We start from the raw sequence: 18138 nt of genomic DNA, 5'->3' as shown, positions 1-18138 counted from the left end.
GGTTGATCTGCGACGTTGTATGCTCCTGTGGGTGGGCTATTGTTTGTATAACCTTTTAAATTTGTACGTCGGTTATGCTGATTGTACACAGTCTTGGAAAGTTCAAAAGGTGTTTAACCATTGGTTTATTGGAGTCGACTTTAAATCATCAATTTCTACAAGAAGAAGGATGTAAAAGTGAAAATCGCTATTTTATCAAGGAATAAGAACCTTTACTCCACGCGCAGATTAAAAGAGGCAGGTGAGGCTCGCGGCCATGAAGTAGACGTTATTGATACGTTACACTGCTACATGGATATCACCAGCAGCAAACCTGCAGTGAGGTTCAAAGGTGAGCAATTACCGCATTACGACGCGATTATTCCACGAATTGGTGCGAGCATTTCGTTCTACGGAACATCAGTAGTCAGGCAGTTTGAGATGACGGGTAGTTTTAGTGTCAATGAATCCGTCGCTATCAGTCGTTCACGAGATAAATTACGCTCTATGCAGCTTCTCTCACGTAAAGGTATTGGATTGCCACGTACAGGGTTTGCTAACCGACCAGACAATGTGAAAGATTTAATCAGAAACGTTGGTGGCGCACCATGTGTGATTAAACTTTTAGAGGGGACACAAGGTATTGGCGTTGTATTAGCGGATACCGCAAAATCTGCAGAGGCTATCGTTGAAGCATTCATGGGGCTAAAAGCCGATATCCTGATACAAGAATTTATCAAAGAAGCGGGTGGCGCTGATATTCGCTGTTTCGTTATCGGTGAGAGGGTTGTCGCTGCAATGAAACGACAAGGCGCAGAAGGTGAGTTTCGTTCAAATCTACACCGGGGTGGCTCGGCAACGTTAGTCAAACTATCTAAAGAAGAACGTGCTACTGCGATCGCTGCGGCTAAAGTGATGGGGCTTAAAGTGTGTGGTGTCGATATTCTAAGAGCGGAACGCGGGCCTGTTGTGATGGAAGTTAACTCTTCACCAGGACTTGAAGGCATTGAAACGGCAACAAAAAAAGATGTCGCAGATTTAATTTTTCAGTTTATCGAAAAGAACGCGAAACCTTACAGAACGAGAACGTTAGGTAAAGGTTGATACTAAAAGTACATATCTGACTCACTTCACTAAGTGATACGGATGTCGGCGTTCTGTAGTCAAACCGGATCACACTGTGGTCGATGCAGCCGATGCAAAGTTGAGATTTCTCTCATCGCATATAGAGCTGATTCGGTTTGACTTGAGCTTTCACCTGACTCGCGTATTATTCTCAGCGTTTCTTCTTTCATTCGATTTTTTATGATCTTATTGGGTTCACGACATCGCGCGCCGCAGAAGCAGGCGAAGTGGCTCCTGGCTATCATTGGCTGGGTCATTGTCGTGTGCCTGATGCAAAACTCCGGCTTTGTATCGTCGTGTTCCATGACCGGAGAGGCGGTTGCGAGCGCTTTGGTCGCTGTAGAAAAGGTTCATGATACTAAGTCAAAAAGTGCCAACAAGTGTGAATTGTCTGAGAAGCTCATTCAGTTTGCTAAACACCATCTCGGGCTGTTCATTGTTATTTTGTTTGTGGGCATTACATTGGTGGCGGTCTGTCGACGTGGTGTATTTGCACAGTTAAGGCAATGGACCGAACCAATACCCTATAAACATCGGGTTCATCTTACATTTTGTGTTTTCCGTGAATGACAAGTGACTTCTGGCTTATGTAGCCAGCGAACTTCTACACTTGTTTTTTATCAGGAATCACTATGAACCATATGACTAAAATGACTCGAGTCGCGTTGATATTCATGACAACGTTACTGTTAAGTTTGTTTTCCTTCCAGCTTTCCGCTCAGACACCCGATACAGGCTGGATGAGCAACCCTCAACATCCACCGGTACAAACACGCTTTGTACTGACCGGCTTGCAAGATCCTCAAGCCAAAACGGTCACTGGCTATCTGGATGTAAAGCTATCGGGAGATTGGAAAACCTATTGGCGCTCACCGGGTGAAGGTGGGGTTGCCCCATCAATTGACTGGCAAGCGTCGAACAATTTGAACAAAGTCGATTGGCTTTGGCCCTACCCACAAAAGTTCGAACTACTGGGCATAGAGACGCAGGGCTACAAGGGCGACACATTATTCCCGATCACGCTGCATATCGAAGACATGAGCAAACCCGTTGCTATTGATGCGGTATTAACGTTGTCTTCCTGCACCACGATTTGTGTTTTGACGGACTATCCAATTCAACTGACGTTTCTGCCTTCAGATTTACAGGTTGATGAAGAGGTGATGTTTCGTTATGCACAAGCACTGAGTAATGTTCCGCAACCTTCGCCATTTATTGAAGTCACGCAGGCAGATTGGGATGCCAATCAATCGATACTGCAGGTAAAGCTGACAAATACCCAAGGTTGGAATCATCCGCAGGTATTGGTAGATGGTGTTGATGACTCCACGCGAGATTACAGCTTCAAGTTAAAAGGAACTTATTTGCAAGGCAATATCCTGACGGCTAGTTATAAAGTGAATACCTGGCTGGGAGAGGTTGACCTTAATAACCAGCCGCTGTTTGTTTCAATCAAGGACGATAACTTATTAGCGGAAGAGGTTAGCCAAGCGCAAGCTGCAGCGATCGTAGATGCGTTACCAGATACGTCTTTAACAAGCGTATTTGTTTTTGCTCTGCTTGGTGGTCTGATTCTTAATATCATGCCTTGTGTTCTTCCTGTGCTTGGGATGAAGCTGAGTAGTATCGTTACTGCTCACGGGGTCGAACGTCGTCAGATTCGCGCACAGTTCGTCGCTTCTTCATTGGGAATTTTGACGTCGTTCTGGATTCTGGCGGGTTTTATCACTGCGCTTAAAATGACAGGCAGTGCGATCGGGTGGGGTGTACAGTTCCAGAGCGTTTGGTTTCTTGGCTTGATGGTGCTGGTTACTGGGCTTTTTGGCGCCAATATGCTGGGGCTATTTCAAATTCGTCTTTCATCTGGCACGAATACGTGGCTGGCTTCCAAAGGCAATAACACTCTTATTGGCCATTATGTTCAGGGTATGTTTGCGACTTTACTTGCGACACCATGTTCTGCGCCATTTTTGGGGACGGCGGTGGCCTTCGCGCTTGGGGCTGATGTGTTTACGTTATTTGCCGTCTTTACTGCGTTGGCAATCGGTATGGCGTTGCCGTGGATTCTGGTCGCTGTTTTTCCGAGTATTGCGCGTAAATTGCCAAAGCCAGGTAAGTGGATGAATGTGGTTAAACTTGGTTTTGGTGTGATGATGCTGGCAACCAGTATTTGGTTGCTGACCTTGATTGCTAATCACTTACCGTTGTTCTGGGTCATTCTGGCTGGCTTGGTCGGGTTTATTTTTATCATGGCGAGGGTCAAAACCGTTTACGGCGAAAAAATGCTGGCGATAACGGGTTCCGCCTCAGTATTTTTGATTGCTGGTGGGTTGCTTCTTGCTAGCTTCACTGCCAGCAAGTGGGCGACACCACTTCCACAAGACCTTGCATGGCAGAGGCTGTCAAACACAGCGATTGACTCTCATGTTGCAAATGGAAGAGTCGTATTTGTGGACGTTACTGCAGATTGGTGTATCACTTGTAAAGCGAACAAGATCGGGGTGATCTGGCAAGATCCAGTGTATTCGTTATTACAAAGTCCAAGTGTCGCGACATTGAAGGGGGACTGGACTCACCCCGAGAGTTCTGTAACGGATTTCCTACGTCTATATGGACGTTACGGCGTCCCTTTTAATATCGTTTATGGGCCAGCAGCGCCCCAAGGCATCCCCTTGCCCGTCATTCTTACGGAGGATGTTGTCGTCAGTGCGATCAAACAAGCGAGTGGGGGAAACAGTTAATGAGCTCTAAAAGCCGTCGTAAATCATGGCAACATTGGCTACTCCAACTCCTACAAATTGTGATCATTGTTACCGTCGTTTCAGTTGGTATGGATTGGTACCGCACCAAAGATATACCCAAACAAAACGCGCCAGCGTTGAGCGCGTTCATGAGCAGTGGTCAATATGTTGATGTCATCGAGAAAAGTCATGAAGAACCCGTGGTTGTCTATTTTTGGGCGACATGGTGTCCGGCATGTAAATTTGTTAGCCCAAGTATGAATTGGATAAGTGATCACTATTCGGTAATTGGGGTTTCTGGTTCTTCAGGAAATGAGGAGCGGGTGAAACAGTTTATGATGTCTAAAGATTATCGATTCAATAATATCAATGATCCTAAAAGTAAAATTATGCAAGATTGGAAAGTCGTTGTTACCCCCACCATTTATGTTTTAAGAAATGGTGAGATAACCTCTATTACAACGGGTATTTCCACGCCGATGGGAATATTAGCAAGAATTTGGTTAGCCAGTTAATTTCCTAAAATAAATCCGATATTCCAACACTGGAATATCGGATTTTTAATACGGCGCTATTTTCTAGCACCAACAGGAATCATAATATGAGCATATGGGGTTCCTTTCCACATGACATAGGGGCCACCATAATAGGGATCGGTTGGTAGTGAATCGAGTAGTGCCTGGTCAGGAGTAATAATCATCAAGTGAGGGCCTTCGACTATCCATTGATTGTCGTCGGTTTTTCCTTCTGCATAAGGGTCGGTATTACTGGCGCCACCATCACCGGCCAACATATAAGAAATACCCAATGCTTTTGCTTGGAATGGCTTTTTATTCATCCAGGCATCTGCCCATTCCATCCACGCTCCGTCCATACACATTGGTGCGGTGCCCTCTAGCTGAGGGGGAGTCGGGAAACAGGTATATTGACTTGACCCTTCTTGAAGGACGTTATTGTTCCAGTCCATCACCGTTACTTTGTCACGAATGGTTGGAGGGGCTGCACTCAATGCGTCATCCAATAAAGCTTGTGAATCATCTGCTGCGTACACACTAAAAGCGCAACTTACCGAAATAAGAGTTGAAATATAAAGAGCTGACTTCATAAATATGGCCTCAAGTTAATACAACATGAGAATGAGAGTGACTTAATTATAGATTAATATTAGCAATGGGTAATTTATTTTTACGGAATACTCATAAGCAATAAGTTTATTATGTTAATTTGAATATTGTTTCTATATACATATGAAACATAGCTTTCACTAATAATGTTTTTACGCTTGTTAAAGCCAATTAAATATTAATGTTGGGAAACGTTTTTATATATCTATCTTTATATCTAAATTTTCATTTAGAGAGCACTATTATTTTATGCTCGTAATGTATTTATATAACAACGAATTAATATAGAAAAAAGCCGCATGATTGCGGCGATGTATAGAAAACCAGTCAGCAAATGGTGCTTTCTAATGCTGGGTGACGTTGTTGTGGAGCATTTCGGGGTGTTTCAATAACATGACTCGAATCCAGTGATGGACGACCCAGATCACCATTGCGGTAAGTAGCACTGCCACAAAAATGGAGCTGAAACGGTACAGGATTGAGAAAAAGGCATCCTTTTGCTCTGGAACCAATGACGTTGTTAAGGGCACTGATAGCGCCGACATGGCGGAAAACGCAATCGCAGCTTTTATTTGCCCCTTGGTCAGCCAGAGGCAGAAAGGCCCCATCGCAATGGTAAATGCCAGCCAGAAAAGTAAGCCATGGCCATACCAACTGCCCAAGATTAATTGCACAGCCATCCCTGCGATGCAGCCTAACGCTGTTCCTATTATGCGGATTTTCGCCATGCCCATTGAACCGGCTAAAGTCATTGGCGTCAGGATGATCAATATGGACGCCTGTGCAGACAACGAATCATACAAATCAGCAACCTGGAAAACGATAAATGCAGCCATAGCGACTACCCAACCCATTGCGACCTGACTGATGTAGTCGATATCTCTTTTCACGGGGGTAGAGATTGCGATGCTTTCGGCTGGTGAATCAGGCTCTGGAAACAGCCAGTAGGCGAGTGCACAAACAAAAATATTACACAAGGTGATGACCCACATGTTGACGTTGAACTCTTCGATATCCATAAAATCGTAGCTGGCGAAGTTCAACACAATGGAGCCAACTAACAGTCCCATGTAGCCGAACAAGAACGTTTTAGGATTCATCATCGCGATACATTTAAACAGCATCATGATGCCGACCGCTACAGTCATCAGCACCGGATGGAATTGTAAGTACTCCAACAGGAAAGTAGCCTGCAGCGTCGTCCAAACGGCGGAGAAAAACACCATCAGTAACGACGGGAGATCAAAACGGTCAATTCTTCCCAGAATAAACAGCGGTACCATGATGGCAAAGAATCCGTATGACCAGTTAAACAGCATACTCAATGCGAGACCTAAAGAGCAGCCGAACCAAATTCGTAAGGTTTTCATGTTGCCGCCTAGTAGATAAAGTGGAACCAACTCGCGAGGTAAATCTGAGCATTAGCCATCATCTGCCAGAAAACACTATTGTCCGGATACAAAACGATGGTTGCACGAGAGCCGACGAATAGGGCGTTTGGTAATGCTTCGTCACTAGTGAGATTAACCCGTGTGCGCTGAGCATCACGTACCCAACGGTTATTCACTTCCACTTTTGTCAACGCACCATTTGGTGTTTGTTGCGCTGCGGCGACACCGTAATCTCTGCTGGATAGATCAAAGTCGTAAACCACCCCGGGATTTGCATCGAAAGTGACTAAGGCATGATAGGTTTTGTCGACGCCAGCGACCGATTTTTCACGAAAGTCAGCAGCAACCCACATAGAACCCGTTGGTACGAACGTTAAAAGCGGCAAGTTACTATTCGCCATGGTGCCGGCTTCCAGTTGTAGGTTAGTTACCACACCATCACTTGGCGCGAGTATTTCGGTATTGGCTAAGTCTAACATCGCTTTGTCGATACCATTTTGAGCGATACGCACGGCGGAACTTTGACCTTTTTGATCACCAAGCTGGGCTTCAATGACTTTTAAGTTCTGTTTTTCCGCTTTTAATGCAGCATTAGATACCTGGTTTTGTGCGAAAGCATCATCGAGCGCTGATTGGGAAATGACTTTCTTACTTGATAGCTTCTGCAAGCGTACGTATTCCCGATGTGCATTATCAAACGTCGCTTGCGCTCTGGCAATATTGGCAATTGCTGCCTCTCGCTGAGAATATAGGGTCGCCTCTTTTTCATATGCGGCTTGCAGCGACAACTTCGCTTGCTCAAGCGCGATTCTGTATTTGCGATCGTCAATCTTAAATAACACTTCGCCCTTGCGGACTTCCTGGTTATTGGAAATCAGAACGTCGGTGACTTTACCAGAGACCTCTGGAGCTAATTGAACAACATACCCCTGAACCCGACCTTCGGTGGTTAATGGAGCGTGACGGTCAGCAATGACGATGTATAAGAATAGAACGATAAACAGGACAATTAATGTACGCATCCAGTGTCTGAATTGTTGGTCAGCAGTCATTGAAAGTTCCGGAGATAGATTAAAGAAAGCGATTATAGATAACTCACTAACAATTCAGTAGAATGATAACACCAACATAAGTGACCTAAAAATAGGACAATGAACGTAAGCTTAGATGATATTTATCTGTTCACCCAGACTGTTGTTCATGGTGGGATCAGTGCGGCGGCTGAGGCGAACCAATTGCAACGCTCCAAAGTGAGCCGCAGATTGCAGGAACTTGAAAAAGCGTTGGGTGTGCAATTACTCATCCGTACTACCAGAAGCATTGAACTAACCGCGCACGGTAAACGCTTATTTGAGTTGGTCGGACAGTCGGTCGATCATATCCAGCAGGGTTTGATTGCAATGCATGAGTACCAGCAAGAGCTTTCAGGGAAGGTGCGATTGGCTATTCCATCCGCTTTAATGAGCTCGGCTGCGTTTAGTGCGATTATTTCTGAATATACTCAGCGTTATCCAGATATCTCTGTGGAGATCGAGAACCATCAAGAGAGTGTCGATCTTAAACGGCAGTCGTTTGATCTTCAGCTTTTGCCCAGCGTCGTTAAAGTGACTGATGACAGCTATATTCAATTTAGTCTGTTGCCCTATACCAGCCATTTTGTTGCATCAAAAGCCTACCTTGAGGCTCATCCTCCAATAGAGTCTTTGGACGATCTTAAGCATCATCGCTTGCTGACTAATCGCTATAACGCGAACCTGTTAGATCCTGCTCTGGATGTTGCATTAAAGTCTGATGACCTCAACCTGTTACGTTCAATGGCGATCGCAGGCAATGGTATTGCTTTTATTCCTCAGACACATTCAAAGCCCTCGTTGCAAGATGGCCTACTTGTCGAAGTGTTGCCCGAAATCGCTCACCCAAAGCAGCATTTGACCCTTATTTATCCGTCTGCTCTGTTTCTGCCAAACAAAGTGGTTGCGTTAATTGAACTGTTTCGAGAAAAGTTTAAATAACAAGAGGTATGGCGATTCAAAATAGTGTGAGCGAGCCTACTCTTTCCGTCGCAGGTTCTCCAACCTAAGCGCATATTAGGTCATTATCGATATTCAACTGGTTTTATTGGGTGTCAAGCACCACATAAAGGAGGTAAGTATGTTATCGAAAGACAACACTGGGTTGATTGTCGTGGATGTACAAGGCAAGCTCGCGACATTAGTGCATGAAAGTGACCAGCTGATTGAAAATGTCGCCAAGTTGGTCAAAGGAGCTAAGGCACTGAACTTGCCAATTATCTGGCTGGAGCAGAACCCTGAAAGGCTAGGGCCAACCTCTGAGCCTATTCGAGTGGAGTTAGAGACAGCACATTTGCCTATTACCAAGTACACATTTGATGGCTGCAAAGAAGAACGTTTTAAGCTAGCGGTAGACAATGCCAAAGTGGATACATGGCTGGTTTGTGGTATCGAGTCCCACATTTGTGTGTATCAAACTGCGCTTTCTTTGCGTCAATCGGGCTACCGCGTTGAACTTGTGACCGATTGTGTGTCGTCGCGTACGGCTGCGAACAAGGCGCTTGCACTGGCGAAGTTAACCGCCAATGGTGTCGTATTAACGGGTCTGGAAATGTGTCTTTACGAAATGGTGGAAGATTGTCGAGTGCCAGAGTTTAAAGATATTCTGGCGTTGATCAAATAGGTCTTCGAGGCGCGGTCTAGGACTGCGCGTTTAGTCAAATTCTCGTTGATACCTTGGCAGCATTGACTCGTTGCCAAGTATCCCTCCTTGATGAACATAGATCAGTGTCTTGTCTGGGTTCTCTTTTCGCCACGAAGCCAGACATTGCCACATATAGGGGTCGTAAAGGAGATCAAACTCCAGATCCGTTTGTTCGTACAAGCTTTTCCATGTCTCATAATCTTCTTTATACAGGCGTCCGAAATGGTGTTTTTTCCGTACCGATAAAACCTGCGGATGGCTGGTTTCGCCCAGCATATTGAACTGCTCAGTTAGATAGTTTTCATCTCCTACGCAAGGGCAGGTTAAGATTTCTATTCCATGAGGGTTAAGATACTTGTGCAGATATAATGCGGTGGTGCCAGTACCGGAAGGAAGCGCAACCGCAAACTGTTCTTTTGCCCTGAAGCGAGTCCAGTCGAGAATCTCGCGCGCAAGTTGCTTTACGCCACCTTCGGCAATTTGAGAGCGTCCGCCTTCAGGCATAAAGAGCGTGGTTTCATCCAATCCACGTATATCCGAGATGAACTGGCTAGGGTGAAGCTCGCTGCCAACGTCTTTCATCGCTGTTATCTGCATCCCTAAATCGAGTGCGCCCCGATAATTACCAATAGGCGTGCTTTTTAACCACTCCGGGATATGACTGACATAAAACTCGAATGCCCACCCTTTAACTTTTGCGAGTGCAGCCAGAGAATACATCGCATTAGACTGGGCTGAGCCATAGCTAATCAGAGTCGTAACATTTGGATCCTGTTCTTCTAATAACATCATGAATTTACGTGCTTTGTTCCCGGAAAAGTGGGAATGCAGTAAATCATCGCGCTTTAGAAAGAATGTCTGACCGTTAAAGCTGTGTTGAGTGATTGGGCTTTCAGAGAGTTTCATGTGATGCCTGACGGAATAAACCGTGTCACCTGATCATTTTAAAAGGTGGCACAGTTTACCGTTATCGCTAAGAGAACAAAAGCGGCGAGGCTTAAAAATACCATTGATTTTTCAAGGTTATTCGTCGGTATGTTCAGATGCCAAATTGATCAACGCTTCACACCCGCCTGATGAGTGCGTATTGATCACAAACTGCCAGCCATAGCGACGGCACAAGTCATCAACGATCATGAGCCCTAAACCGTGTCCGTCAGAGTCTGGAACGGAAGAAAAGCCTTCTCCTTCATCTCGGACAGACAAAGTATCGTCGCTCATTTCAACGTAGATTTTGCCTTTAGAAGTTGCGGCAATACTATTTCGAATCAGGTTACTCAGAACGATATTAAGCACAGCGGTTGTTGCTCTTGTATATGGGCTGCCTGTCACCGTCACTTCAAACTCAAGAGACTTTTCATCAGCCTGTGCCTGACTAAGTGAAACAATGTGGCGTAACTCCTGCTCAGAAATTCTCCGCACAGGGCTATCATCCGAATTTCGCTCATACCGAACTAACCCCAGCAATGCGTCGACCATGGTAGACATCTGCTGCGTTGCGTCCTGAATACGATGAACCTGTCGTTCCTGAAATGGTGTGCTGGAATTTCTGGCTAATAAGCTACTGGAGCCTTTCATGACTGTCAGTGGCGTTCTGAGCTCATGACTGGCGTAGCGTGCAAAGGCTTGTTCTCGCTTAATGACCTGATTTACCTCGTTGCGATACTCGTTAAGTTGAGAGGCAAGGGCTTCGAACTCTTTCGCTGAACCTGGCGGGACAACAAACTTCTTTGTTGTATCGCCTTGGTGCTCATCCAATTGCGTTTTCAGAGTGTTAATCGGCTCAATTAATCGCTGAGACAAGCGGAGTAACAAACTGCCGAAGACAAAAATCAGTGCGAGTACCACCGCCAGCACCAACCCGATAACATAAGAAAACTCGCTCCATGTAATCTCGATTTCATCAATTAACGAAATCAAGATGATGGGATGCTCCTCACCATCCTGCATGTAGGTGCTCATGTAAATCATGCGTGTATAGGGTTCTTCGCCGGCTTCACCTAAAAAATAGTGTTTATCTTGCAAGAAAGGGCGGTAAAAATCGGGAACCAGGTTGATGTCATTGTATGCCGTTGTGAGAAGATCAAGCTTTATGACTCCCTCGGAAGGCGTCTGTTTAAAATGTTCGATTGCTTCTTTTTTGTCGATCATAATTCGGCGCTCACCGACGCGATCTTCTGACCACAGCAGTGATCCACTTACTAACGCAAAGCAGAGCAATCCGATCACGACGGAAACCAGCAAGAAAAACAGTTCGAGTCGACCGGTCATACTTTTCGTATTACCGAGTAAGCGACGAATCATGCTCCCGGCTCCAAGCGGAAGCCGACTTTAGGAATGGTTTTGAGCAAGTGCTCCTCGAAGGGTTTATCGAGTTGTCCGCGCAGCTGATAAATGTGGCTGCGAAGCACATCGTTATTTGGCTCGTTTTCTTGCCATAAACGAAAGGCAATGTCTTCTCGGGTCACGATTTCTGGAGCGCTTTGTACCAGCATTTCAAGAATGGTGTAAGTAGTTGGGTTTAGTGCCAACTGCTTGCCTTGGCGATATGCCTGATGCGTTTTTTGGTCAATCGTTACTTCACCGTACTGGAGTTGGCTTGAGGCAACGGTACCACGATAGCGTTTTATTAGCGCAGTCATGCGAGCTTCGAGAATATCGAGGTCAAAAGGCTTAGTCAGGTAGTCATCCGCTCCATGGGCAAAGCCTTTCAGCATATCGTCGCGACTATCTAGTGCGGTCAGCATGAGTACAGGGGTATTATTTCCTGCGTCTCTTAACTTGTTACACAGCGTTAAACCATCCATACGCGGTAACATTAAATCGAGCAAAATAATGTCGAAAGAGTTACTAAGGGCAAGCTTAAGACCAAGCTCTCCGTTGTCAGCGTAATCAAGCTGCATGCCAGCACACTCGAAATAATCGAACAGCATTCCAGCGATTTCTCGATTATCTTCTACTAAAAGTACACGTTTCATTCATTCTTATCCAATCTCGGCAATGTCGGTTTGCCCTTGACGAACATTATTCACTATAAGCGTGAAAAAGTTGTCAATGTTATAAACGATTCACCAGTATAAGTGACTGATTGAAAGCGTAACACGCAAAACAAAAGGGCTCCAGAATTGCTTCTGGAGCCCTTTATTAGATTTCGTTGTTTCGACGGTTATCGACGCTTAGGTTTGCGCTGACCGGCTGGTTTACCCTGAGCTTGAGGGCGGCCCTGGCCTTGTGGCTTACCGCCATTCGGACGGTTTGAGTTAGAGCCTGCACGCTGGCTGTTGTTATTTCCACGCCCTTGACCACCTTGTGCTTTACCTGCGCCATTACGGTTGCCAGAAGGCTTGCCGTCACGAGAACCACCCTCAGAGCGTTTCTCAAGGTGACCACCAAAACCAGGCTGATTCTTGGTGTGTTTCGTGGCAAAACGGTTTGCACCATGGCGGCCGGATTTGCGACGCTGCGCTGGTGTTTGCGCATCAATGTCTTCAGCCGGAACCAAACAAGTGGCTTTGTCACCAATCAGATGTTTTTTGCCCATGCTAACCAATGCTTCACGAATCATTGGCCAGTTTGCCGGATCGTGGTAACGCAGAAGAGCTTTATGCAGACGACGCTGACGCTCACCTTTAGCGACGGGAATGTCTTCACGCTGTTTGTACTTCACGCGTTTTAGAGGGTTAGTCTCAGAGTAGTACATCGACGTTGCGTTACACATCGGCGATGGGTAGAAGTTCTGTACCTGATCACACTCAAAGTTGTTCTTCTTCAACCAAAGAGCAAGGTTCAGCATATCTTCATCTTCAGTGCCCGGGTGCGCAGAGATAAAGTAAGGGATCAGATACTGTTTCTTACCTGCTTCAGCACTGTACTTCTCGAACATTTCTTTGAAGCGGTCGTACGTACCCATGCCTGGTTTCATCATCAGATCCAGAGGGCCTTTTTCAGTATGCTCAGGTGCGATCTTCAAGTAACCGCCAACGTGGTGAGTGACCAACTCTTTCACGTATTCTGGTGACTCAATCGCAAGATCGTAACGTACGCCCGACGCTACCATTACCTTCTTAACGCCTTCAACCTTGCGCGCTTCGCGGTAAAGGTCGATGGTGTGCTTGTGGTCTGTGTTTAGCTTGTTACAGATACCTGGGAACACGCAAGAAGGGCGACGACAGTTCGCTTCCGCTTTCGGATCTTTACAACCCAGACGGTACATGTTCGCGGTAGGGCCACCAAGATCGGAAATCGTGCCAGTAAAGCCTGGAACTTTGTCGCGAATTTCTTCTATCTCGTTAATGATCGATTCTTTAGAACGGTTCTGGATGATTCGTCCTTCGTGCTCGGTAATCGAACAGAATGAACAACCACCAAAACAGCCGCGCATGATATTCACCGATGTTTTGATCATGTCATACGCAGGGATTTTCGCCTTACCATACATAGGGTGAGGGACACGTGCGTATGGTAAACCAAACACAAAGTCCATCTCTTCTGTGGTCAACGGAATCGGGGCTTGGTTAACCCAAAGTTCACGGTCGCCGTGGCGTTGAATCAACGCACGTCCAGAGTATGGGTTAGTTTCCAGGTGCATCACACGGCTTGCGTGCGCGTACAGAATACGGTCGTTGTTAAGTTTTTCGAAGTTAGGTAAACGTACCGCTGTGGTTTTAGCATCATGACGTGACGGACGAATAGTGATTGGCTGCGCCGCAGCTGGTTCGTCTTTCTTGGTGTCGCACTGCGTTTCTACCTCGTATGGGTTCTTAGGTACGAACGCTTCTTTACGTGGTTTTTCAATACGAGACGAGTCGATGATGGTATAGCTGTCTGGTGCTGCAGGCAGGTTAACCGCTGTACCACGAATGTTCGTCATGTCAGAAATGTTTTCGCCGTTTGCGATGCGGTGTGCCACTTCCACCAGTGCACGCTCAGCATTACCAAATAACAGAATGTCGGCTTTCGCATCAAACAAAATCGAGCGACGAACTTTATCTGACCAGTAGTCATAGTGCGCAACGCGTCGTAGGCTGGCTTCAATACCACCTAGTACGATAGGCACTTCTTTATAGGCTTCACGACAACGCTGTGAATAAACTAAGGTCGCGCGGTCAGGACGTTTACCACCTTCGTTATTCGGTGTGTACGCATCATCGTGGCGAAGTTTTTTATCTGCGGTGTAGCGGTTGATCATGGAGTCCATGTTACCCGCTGTGATCCCAAAGAACAGATTTGGCTGACCAAGCTGCATGAATGCGTCTTTGTTCTGCCATTCTGGTTGAGCAATGATACCAACTCTGAAGCCTTGCGCTTCTAGTAGACGGCCAATGATCGCCATACCAAAGCTTGGGTGATCCACGTAGGCATCCCCTGTCACAATGATAATGTCACAGCTATCCCATCCTAGGGCATCCATTTCTTTGCGGCTGGTCGGCAAGAAAGGTGCCGAACCAAAACACTCGGCCCAGTATTTTTTGTACTCATGAATAGGAGTGATGTTATTGGTCATATTTTGCTCTCTGTTCCAGGGAGCGCGAATTATAGCGATTTGATGATCAGGTATCTATACCAAACTTGTTTATTCAAGCTTAGTTCATCGAGTTTTATTTAGATTGTAAAAATTGGACGGAGTTAACGATGGATTTTTATCTAATATCACCTTGAATCCCTTGTGGTTATTAGGGTTGCGACTAATAGTGTCCCAATCTTAATACAAGAGATAAGCAACCGTGTTCTTATCTTTGTTCCTGTATATAATCAGATTGTGCACAGCAATATAACGCGATTCAGGCGGTTATGTTTGTCACGCTAAGCCAGAGCAGTCGAAGTTAGGGTTTAAGAAGGAAAGGCTAGGTAATGAGGGATTCAGCAAAGATAGCACTAGGTCGAGTACAACCCAAACTCAATCATACAACAGTTATTGAGTGGTCTTACAATCGTTGTACACGTGAGTATGAGTGCGACCAGCAGAGCATGGACGAGGTTTTTGGTTTTCAAAGCTTTGAGGACATGCTTGATCAAATGTCTTCGGAGCAAAGGGAAAACTTCCAGCAGCAAATCAGCGAAGTGGATCTACTCGGCGGCGAGGGCCATTTTTCGTGTTGTTTAGCATCAAACGAAATCGATCTTGTTTGTGCCACGATGAACTTCGAGAAGGTAAATGACTGCGTGGTGAAAGGTACCGTCACGCCTTTGATGAGCATTGCCGGTGGAGGGGAGCAGGCTAAAATATTGGAGACTCTGTTCGACTTACCAAATGTTGGTGTTTTAATCGCGGACGCTAACGCCAATATACTTGGGTGTAACCGAGCTTTCGAACTGCAAATGGGCTATAGAAATAGCGATCTCATCGGCCTCAAAACAGAAGTTTTTCGTTCCTCACATCATAGTCAATCCTTTTATGCTGAGATCTGGAACCGTATCGAGAAAGATGGTTACTGGAGTGGCAATCTTTTTTCCCGAACCGCGAACGGTGGTCATCAAGCTCACCATCTCTACGCTTATCGGCTGAATTTTCAATCTGGGCGAGTATTGTTCCTCGGGTTCTCTACGGATATCTCTGCGTCCTTGGTATGGATGAAAAATCGCAGTGAGCAGGCTCGAGACTGGTTCTCGTTTTTGCCCACAAAAGACCAATTTGAAAACAAACTAGAGCACTTCGCCAGAGAGAGCGGCCATCAAGATCTCAATATCATCATGACGCTGAGGCCGAACTTTAGTCAGAATCGCTTAGTGGAGCAGCAGCTAGGGTTTGCTGACTTTATCACGCGCAGCCGCTACACAAAGCTAGCCGGTCAGTTAACTCGGAACGTATTTGTCGTGTGCTTGCAAACACCGCGTTGCCAGTGGCTAAGCACCATCAAGTTAATCGAAGTGGCTATGAAGGGATTCTTCACGGAATTAAAAAGTGAGATGGGCACAATGGTTCATGACACGATTGTTGAAGGACAAACTGGCGTGTCCGTACTTGGCTACGATACGAGCAGTCCAAAAAAGGCGTTAGCTTTGGCGGTTCAAACGATGGTGTCGTCTAAAGTAGGTGAAGGTGGATACTTCAATTTCTATAACAGCACGCTGCATACCGAGCTGCTAAAACGCCAGCACTTAGAAGCCTTCCTTCAAAAGAAAATCGATGGTGAACTTATAGATGTCTATTTTCAGCCGATTGTGGACACCTACTCAGGTAAAGTCATTAAATTTGAAGCGTTAGCGCGGTTTCACCATGAAAATAGTAGTTACACTACGCAAGAGATGATCTCGGTTATCGAAGATCTGGAATTAATCGCCGAATTAGATGATATGGTTTGTCGAATCGCGCTGGAGCGCTGGTCTGAATTACAAGGCTTCTATGACGATGATGTCGGACTGTCCATTAACCGCTCTCTCAACACTAAGTTAGATGTATTACAGGTGTTGCAACGTTCATTAGATTTGATTAAATCCAGCAGCGTCAATCCTGAGCTGGTGACATTAGAATTAACCGAATCGGCTTACTTTGAGCAAGATGAAGCGCATACTCAAGCCTTGAAGCAGATCAGGCAAGAAGGGATCAAAATCGCCATTGATGATTTTGGTACCGGCTACGCTTCTTTTTCTTATCTCGGAAAAGGACAGTTTGATCTACTCAAAATTGACCGTAAGTTCGTAGCGGATATTCATGAGGGCAGCAGTAATTATTACATTGTTAAAATGATCACCGAACTGGCTCACCAATTGGGAGTAAAAGTGATTGCAGAAGGCGTCGAGCAAGTACAAGAGCGGCGTATTCTGGCCGACCTTGAGGTCGATTACCTTCAAGGGTATTTGTTTTCCCCGGCGGTGCCAGTCACGGATCTGAAGCAAACTAAATATTGCCAGAGCTTATTTAGCTTGGGCTCGGGGTAATGAAAGCCTCTGCCTTCTGTACGTAATCAGAAAATGCTGTCGAAGTGAGTTCGAAAGGCGAACAGAGCCGATGAATGGCCCTATAGGGTTTAGGTGGTTTGGCGATAGGTGATTTGTTATTATCGCCACCCCAAACGACTTTTGAGCTTGCTACATCATGATTCAACAATTGCTGGTTACTTTTCCTCCTATGTTATTTGGCGCACAAGCGCTACTGACTTTGCTTTTAATCAAGGGCGATATTTGTCCGGGTCAGCGAGGTCGTCTGCACAAAATGTTACCTGCAATAGGAGTCATGTGGCTGGCAGTCGCATCATTGCGCATTGAGGCGTTTATGGTGGTGTTTGCGATCTTCTATTTCTATTCTCAGGTTCAGACCAAAAAAACGCGTGAGAAAGGGCCAATTTGGGCATTGCACCTAGCGAATGGTTTGGCGTTTGCCTATGTCAGCATTCAAGTATTTGAACAGGCTAACTGGCCAGCAGCGTTTGCAATGGCGCTCATGATCTTCTTTCTTGGGGCTTCATTCTCTCAACTGCTACTTACGATTGCGCGAAGCCGTTTACAAGCGTTTCATAGAATCTTACCAGTAACCGGTATTGTATCTGGCATGTTGTTGGTGATTGCGACGCTGTTTTCCTCTTACCAGTTGGATGAGGCAGCTTTAAGTGCCGCAACTCAACCAATACTCATTGCCTTGGCGATGTTGATCTCTTCTATTGTGGTTTGGTGTTGGCACATTTTCACCCATAAAAAACCTGAGAAAGTGCAGCTTAGTATCGCTTTCTTATTTGCTATTGTTTCTATGACAAGCCTGCAAAGCTTGTTTGCAATGATCGCTTAATATCCCGTTTGTGAGCTCACGATCTAGAGTGGGCTCACTTTAAATTCGCCAGATTATGTCTACGCTGTATATATACCCGGTCACTTGAGGTTATTGGGGTATAAACCTTGTCGAAGAGGAGTGTCGCGATGGATTTAAGCAATGTAGGTAATCTGGATAGCATTATTCTGTTAGGTATCGTCAACGAAAAACTACGCTTAGAGTGTGACAGTTTTGACGAATTAGTATCGACTTATGAAATGGATACAGAGTCGGTAGTAGGCAAGCTGGATATGCTTGGCTACCAGTACGACCCTCTCACAAACCAATTCAAATCGTACGAACGCTAACAACGTTCAACA

The 18138-nt window shown here is 45.7% G+C and carries 16 protein-coding genes; 9 read left to right on the top strand and 7 right to left on the bottom strand.

The genetic code is table 11. The annotated features are described in order from the left end of the window. Positions 1–177: 177 nt before the first annotated feature. The 4 genes from rimK (at position 178) to VER99_RS09135 (ending at position 4360) form a co-directional block, all read left to right on the top strand. On the top strand, positions 178–1083 hold the full coding sequence (rimK, locus tag VER99_RS09145; protein WP_020335591.1) for a 30S ribosomal protein S6--L-glutamate ligase: 906 nt from the start codon (positions 178–180) through the stop codon (positions 1081–1083). Positions 1084–1284: 201 nt separating this feature from the next. Further along, positions 1285–1674, top strand: coding sequence for a hypothetical protein (locus tag VER99_RS23000; protein ID WP_020335590.1), 390 nt, complete (start codon positions 1285–1287; stop codon positions 1672–1674). Positions 1675–1736: 62 nt separating this feature from the next. After that, positions 1737–3845, top strand: coding sequence for a protein-disulfide reductase DsbD family protein (locus VER99_RS09140; protein WP_020335589.1), 2109 nt, complete (start codon positions 1737–1739; stop codon positions 3843–3845). Continuing rightward, positions 3845–4360 (top strand): protein disulfide oxidoreductase, encoded by a 516-nt coding sequence (locus VER99_RS09135; protein WP_020335588.1) that lies wholly within the window; start codon positions 3845–3847, stop codon positions 4358–4360. Before VER99_RS09140 ends, VER99_RS09135 begins: the two co-directional genes overlap by 1 nt. Before the next feature lie 56 nt (positions 4361–4416). Here the strand turns inward: VER99_RS09135 and VER99_RS09130 are convergent, their stop codons facing one another. From VER99_RS09130 to VER99_RS09120, 3 genes are all read right to left on the bottom strand, one after another. After that, positions 4417–4950: a hypothetical protein gene (locus tag VER99_RS09130; protein ID WP_014232435.1), complete on the bottom strand. Its 534-nt coding sequence runs from the start codon at positions 4948–4950 to the stop codon at positions 4417–4419. Between the two features lie 363 nt (positions 4951–5313). After that, positions 5314–6339 carry a DUF2955 domain-containing protein gene (locus VER99_RS09125; RefSeq protein WP_020335587.1) on the bottom strand — a complete coding sequence of 342 codons (1026 nt, stop codon included), beginning with the start codon at positions 6337–6339 and terminating at the stop codon, positions 5314–5316. An 8-nt stretch (positions 6340–6347) separates the two neighbouring features. After that, the gene (locus tag VER99_RS09120) at positions 6348–7412 is read right to left on the bottom strand and encodes an HlyD family secretion protein (protein WP_014232433.1); all 1065 of its coding nucleotides are present in this window, start codon (positions 7410–7412) and stop codon (positions 6348–6350) included. 99 nt (positions 7413–7511) lie between these two features. Here VER99_RS09120 and VER99_RS09115 point away from each other — a divergent pair, with 99 nt between their 5' ends. Both VER99_RS09115 and VER99_RS09110 read left to right on the top strand, forming a co-directional pair. Continuing rightward, entirely contained in the window at positions 7512–8372 is an 861-nt protein-coding gene (locus VER99_RS09115) for a LysR family transcriptional regulator (RefSeq protein ID WP_020335586.1), read from the top strand. A gap of 139 nt (positions 8373–8511) precedes the next feature. Next, entirely contained in the window at positions 8512–9054 is a 543-nt protein-coding gene (locus VER99_RS09110) for a hydrolase (protein ID WP_020335585.1), read from the top strand. Between the two features lie 30 nt (positions 9055–9084). Here the strand turns inward: VER99_RS09110 and VER99_RS09105 are convergent, their stop codons facing one another. The 4 genes from VER99_RS09105 to VER99_RS09090 form a co-directional block, all read right to left on the bottom strand. Continuing rightward, on the bottom strand, positions 9085–9981 hold the full coding sequence (locus VER99_RS09105; protein WP_020335584.1) for a 1-aminocyclopropane-1-carboxylate deaminase/D-cysteine desulfhydrase: 897 nt from the start codon (positions 9979–9981) through the stop codon (positions 9085–9087). Between the two features lie 117 nt (positions 9982–10098). After that, a complete protein-coding gene (locus tag VER99_RS09100) occupies positions 10099–11379 on the bottom strand; it encodes a sensor histidine kinase (protein WP_020335583.1) in 1281 nt (426 codons plus the stop codon). After that, positions 11376–12053, bottom strand: coding sequence for a response regulator transcription factor (locus tag VER99_RS09095; RefSeq protein ID WP_020335581.1), 678 nt, complete (start codon positions 12051–12053; stop codon positions 11376–11378). Before VER99_RS09095 ends, VER99_RS09100 begins: the two co-directional genes overlap by 4 nt. A gap of 188 nt (positions 12054–12241) precedes the next feature. Continuing rightward, positions 12242–14578: a YgiQ family radical SAM protein gene (locus VER99_RS09090; RefSeq protein ID WP_014232427.1), complete on the bottom strand. Its 2337-nt coding sequence runs from the start codon at positions 14576–14578 to the stop codon at positions 12242–12244. 347 nt (positions 14579–14925) lie between these two features. On the opposite strand from VER99_RS09090, the gene VER99_RS09085 reads away from it, so the two are divergent. The 3 genes from VER99_RS09085 to VER99_RS09075 all read left to right on the top strand — a co-directional run bounded on the left by VER99_RS09085 (position 14926) and on the right by VER99_RS09075 (position 18126). Next, entirely contained in the window at positions 14926–16953 is a 2028-nt protein-coding gene (locus VER99_RS09085; protein WP_020335579.1) for a sensor domain-containing phosphodiesterase, read from the top strand. 157 nt (positions 16954–17110) lie between these two features. Next, positions 17111–17797, top strand: coding sequence for a hypothetical protein (locus tag VER99_RS09080; RefSeq protein ID WP_020335578.1), 687 nt, complete (start codon positions 17111–17113; stop codon positions 17795–17797). A 128-nt stretch (positions 17798–17925) separates the two neighbouring features. Beyond that, positions 17926–18126, top strand: a complete 201-nt coding sequence (locus VER99_RS09075) for a DUF4250 domain-containing protein (protein ID WP_014232424.1) — start codon at positions 17926–17928, stop codon at positions 18124–18126. The last annotated feature ends 12 nt before the right edge of the window (positions 18127–18138 follow it).

The organism is Vibrio natriegens NBRC 15636 = ATCC 14048 = DSM 759, from assembly GCF_035621455.1.
In the GTDB taxonomy this organism is placed as follows: Bacteria; Pseudomonadota; Gammaproteobacteria; order Enterobacterales; family Vibrionaceae; genus Vibrio; species Vibrio natriegens.
The sequence above is the reverse complement of the archived record's forward strand: the minus strand, read 5'-3'. Positions and strand labels throughout refer to the sequence as shown.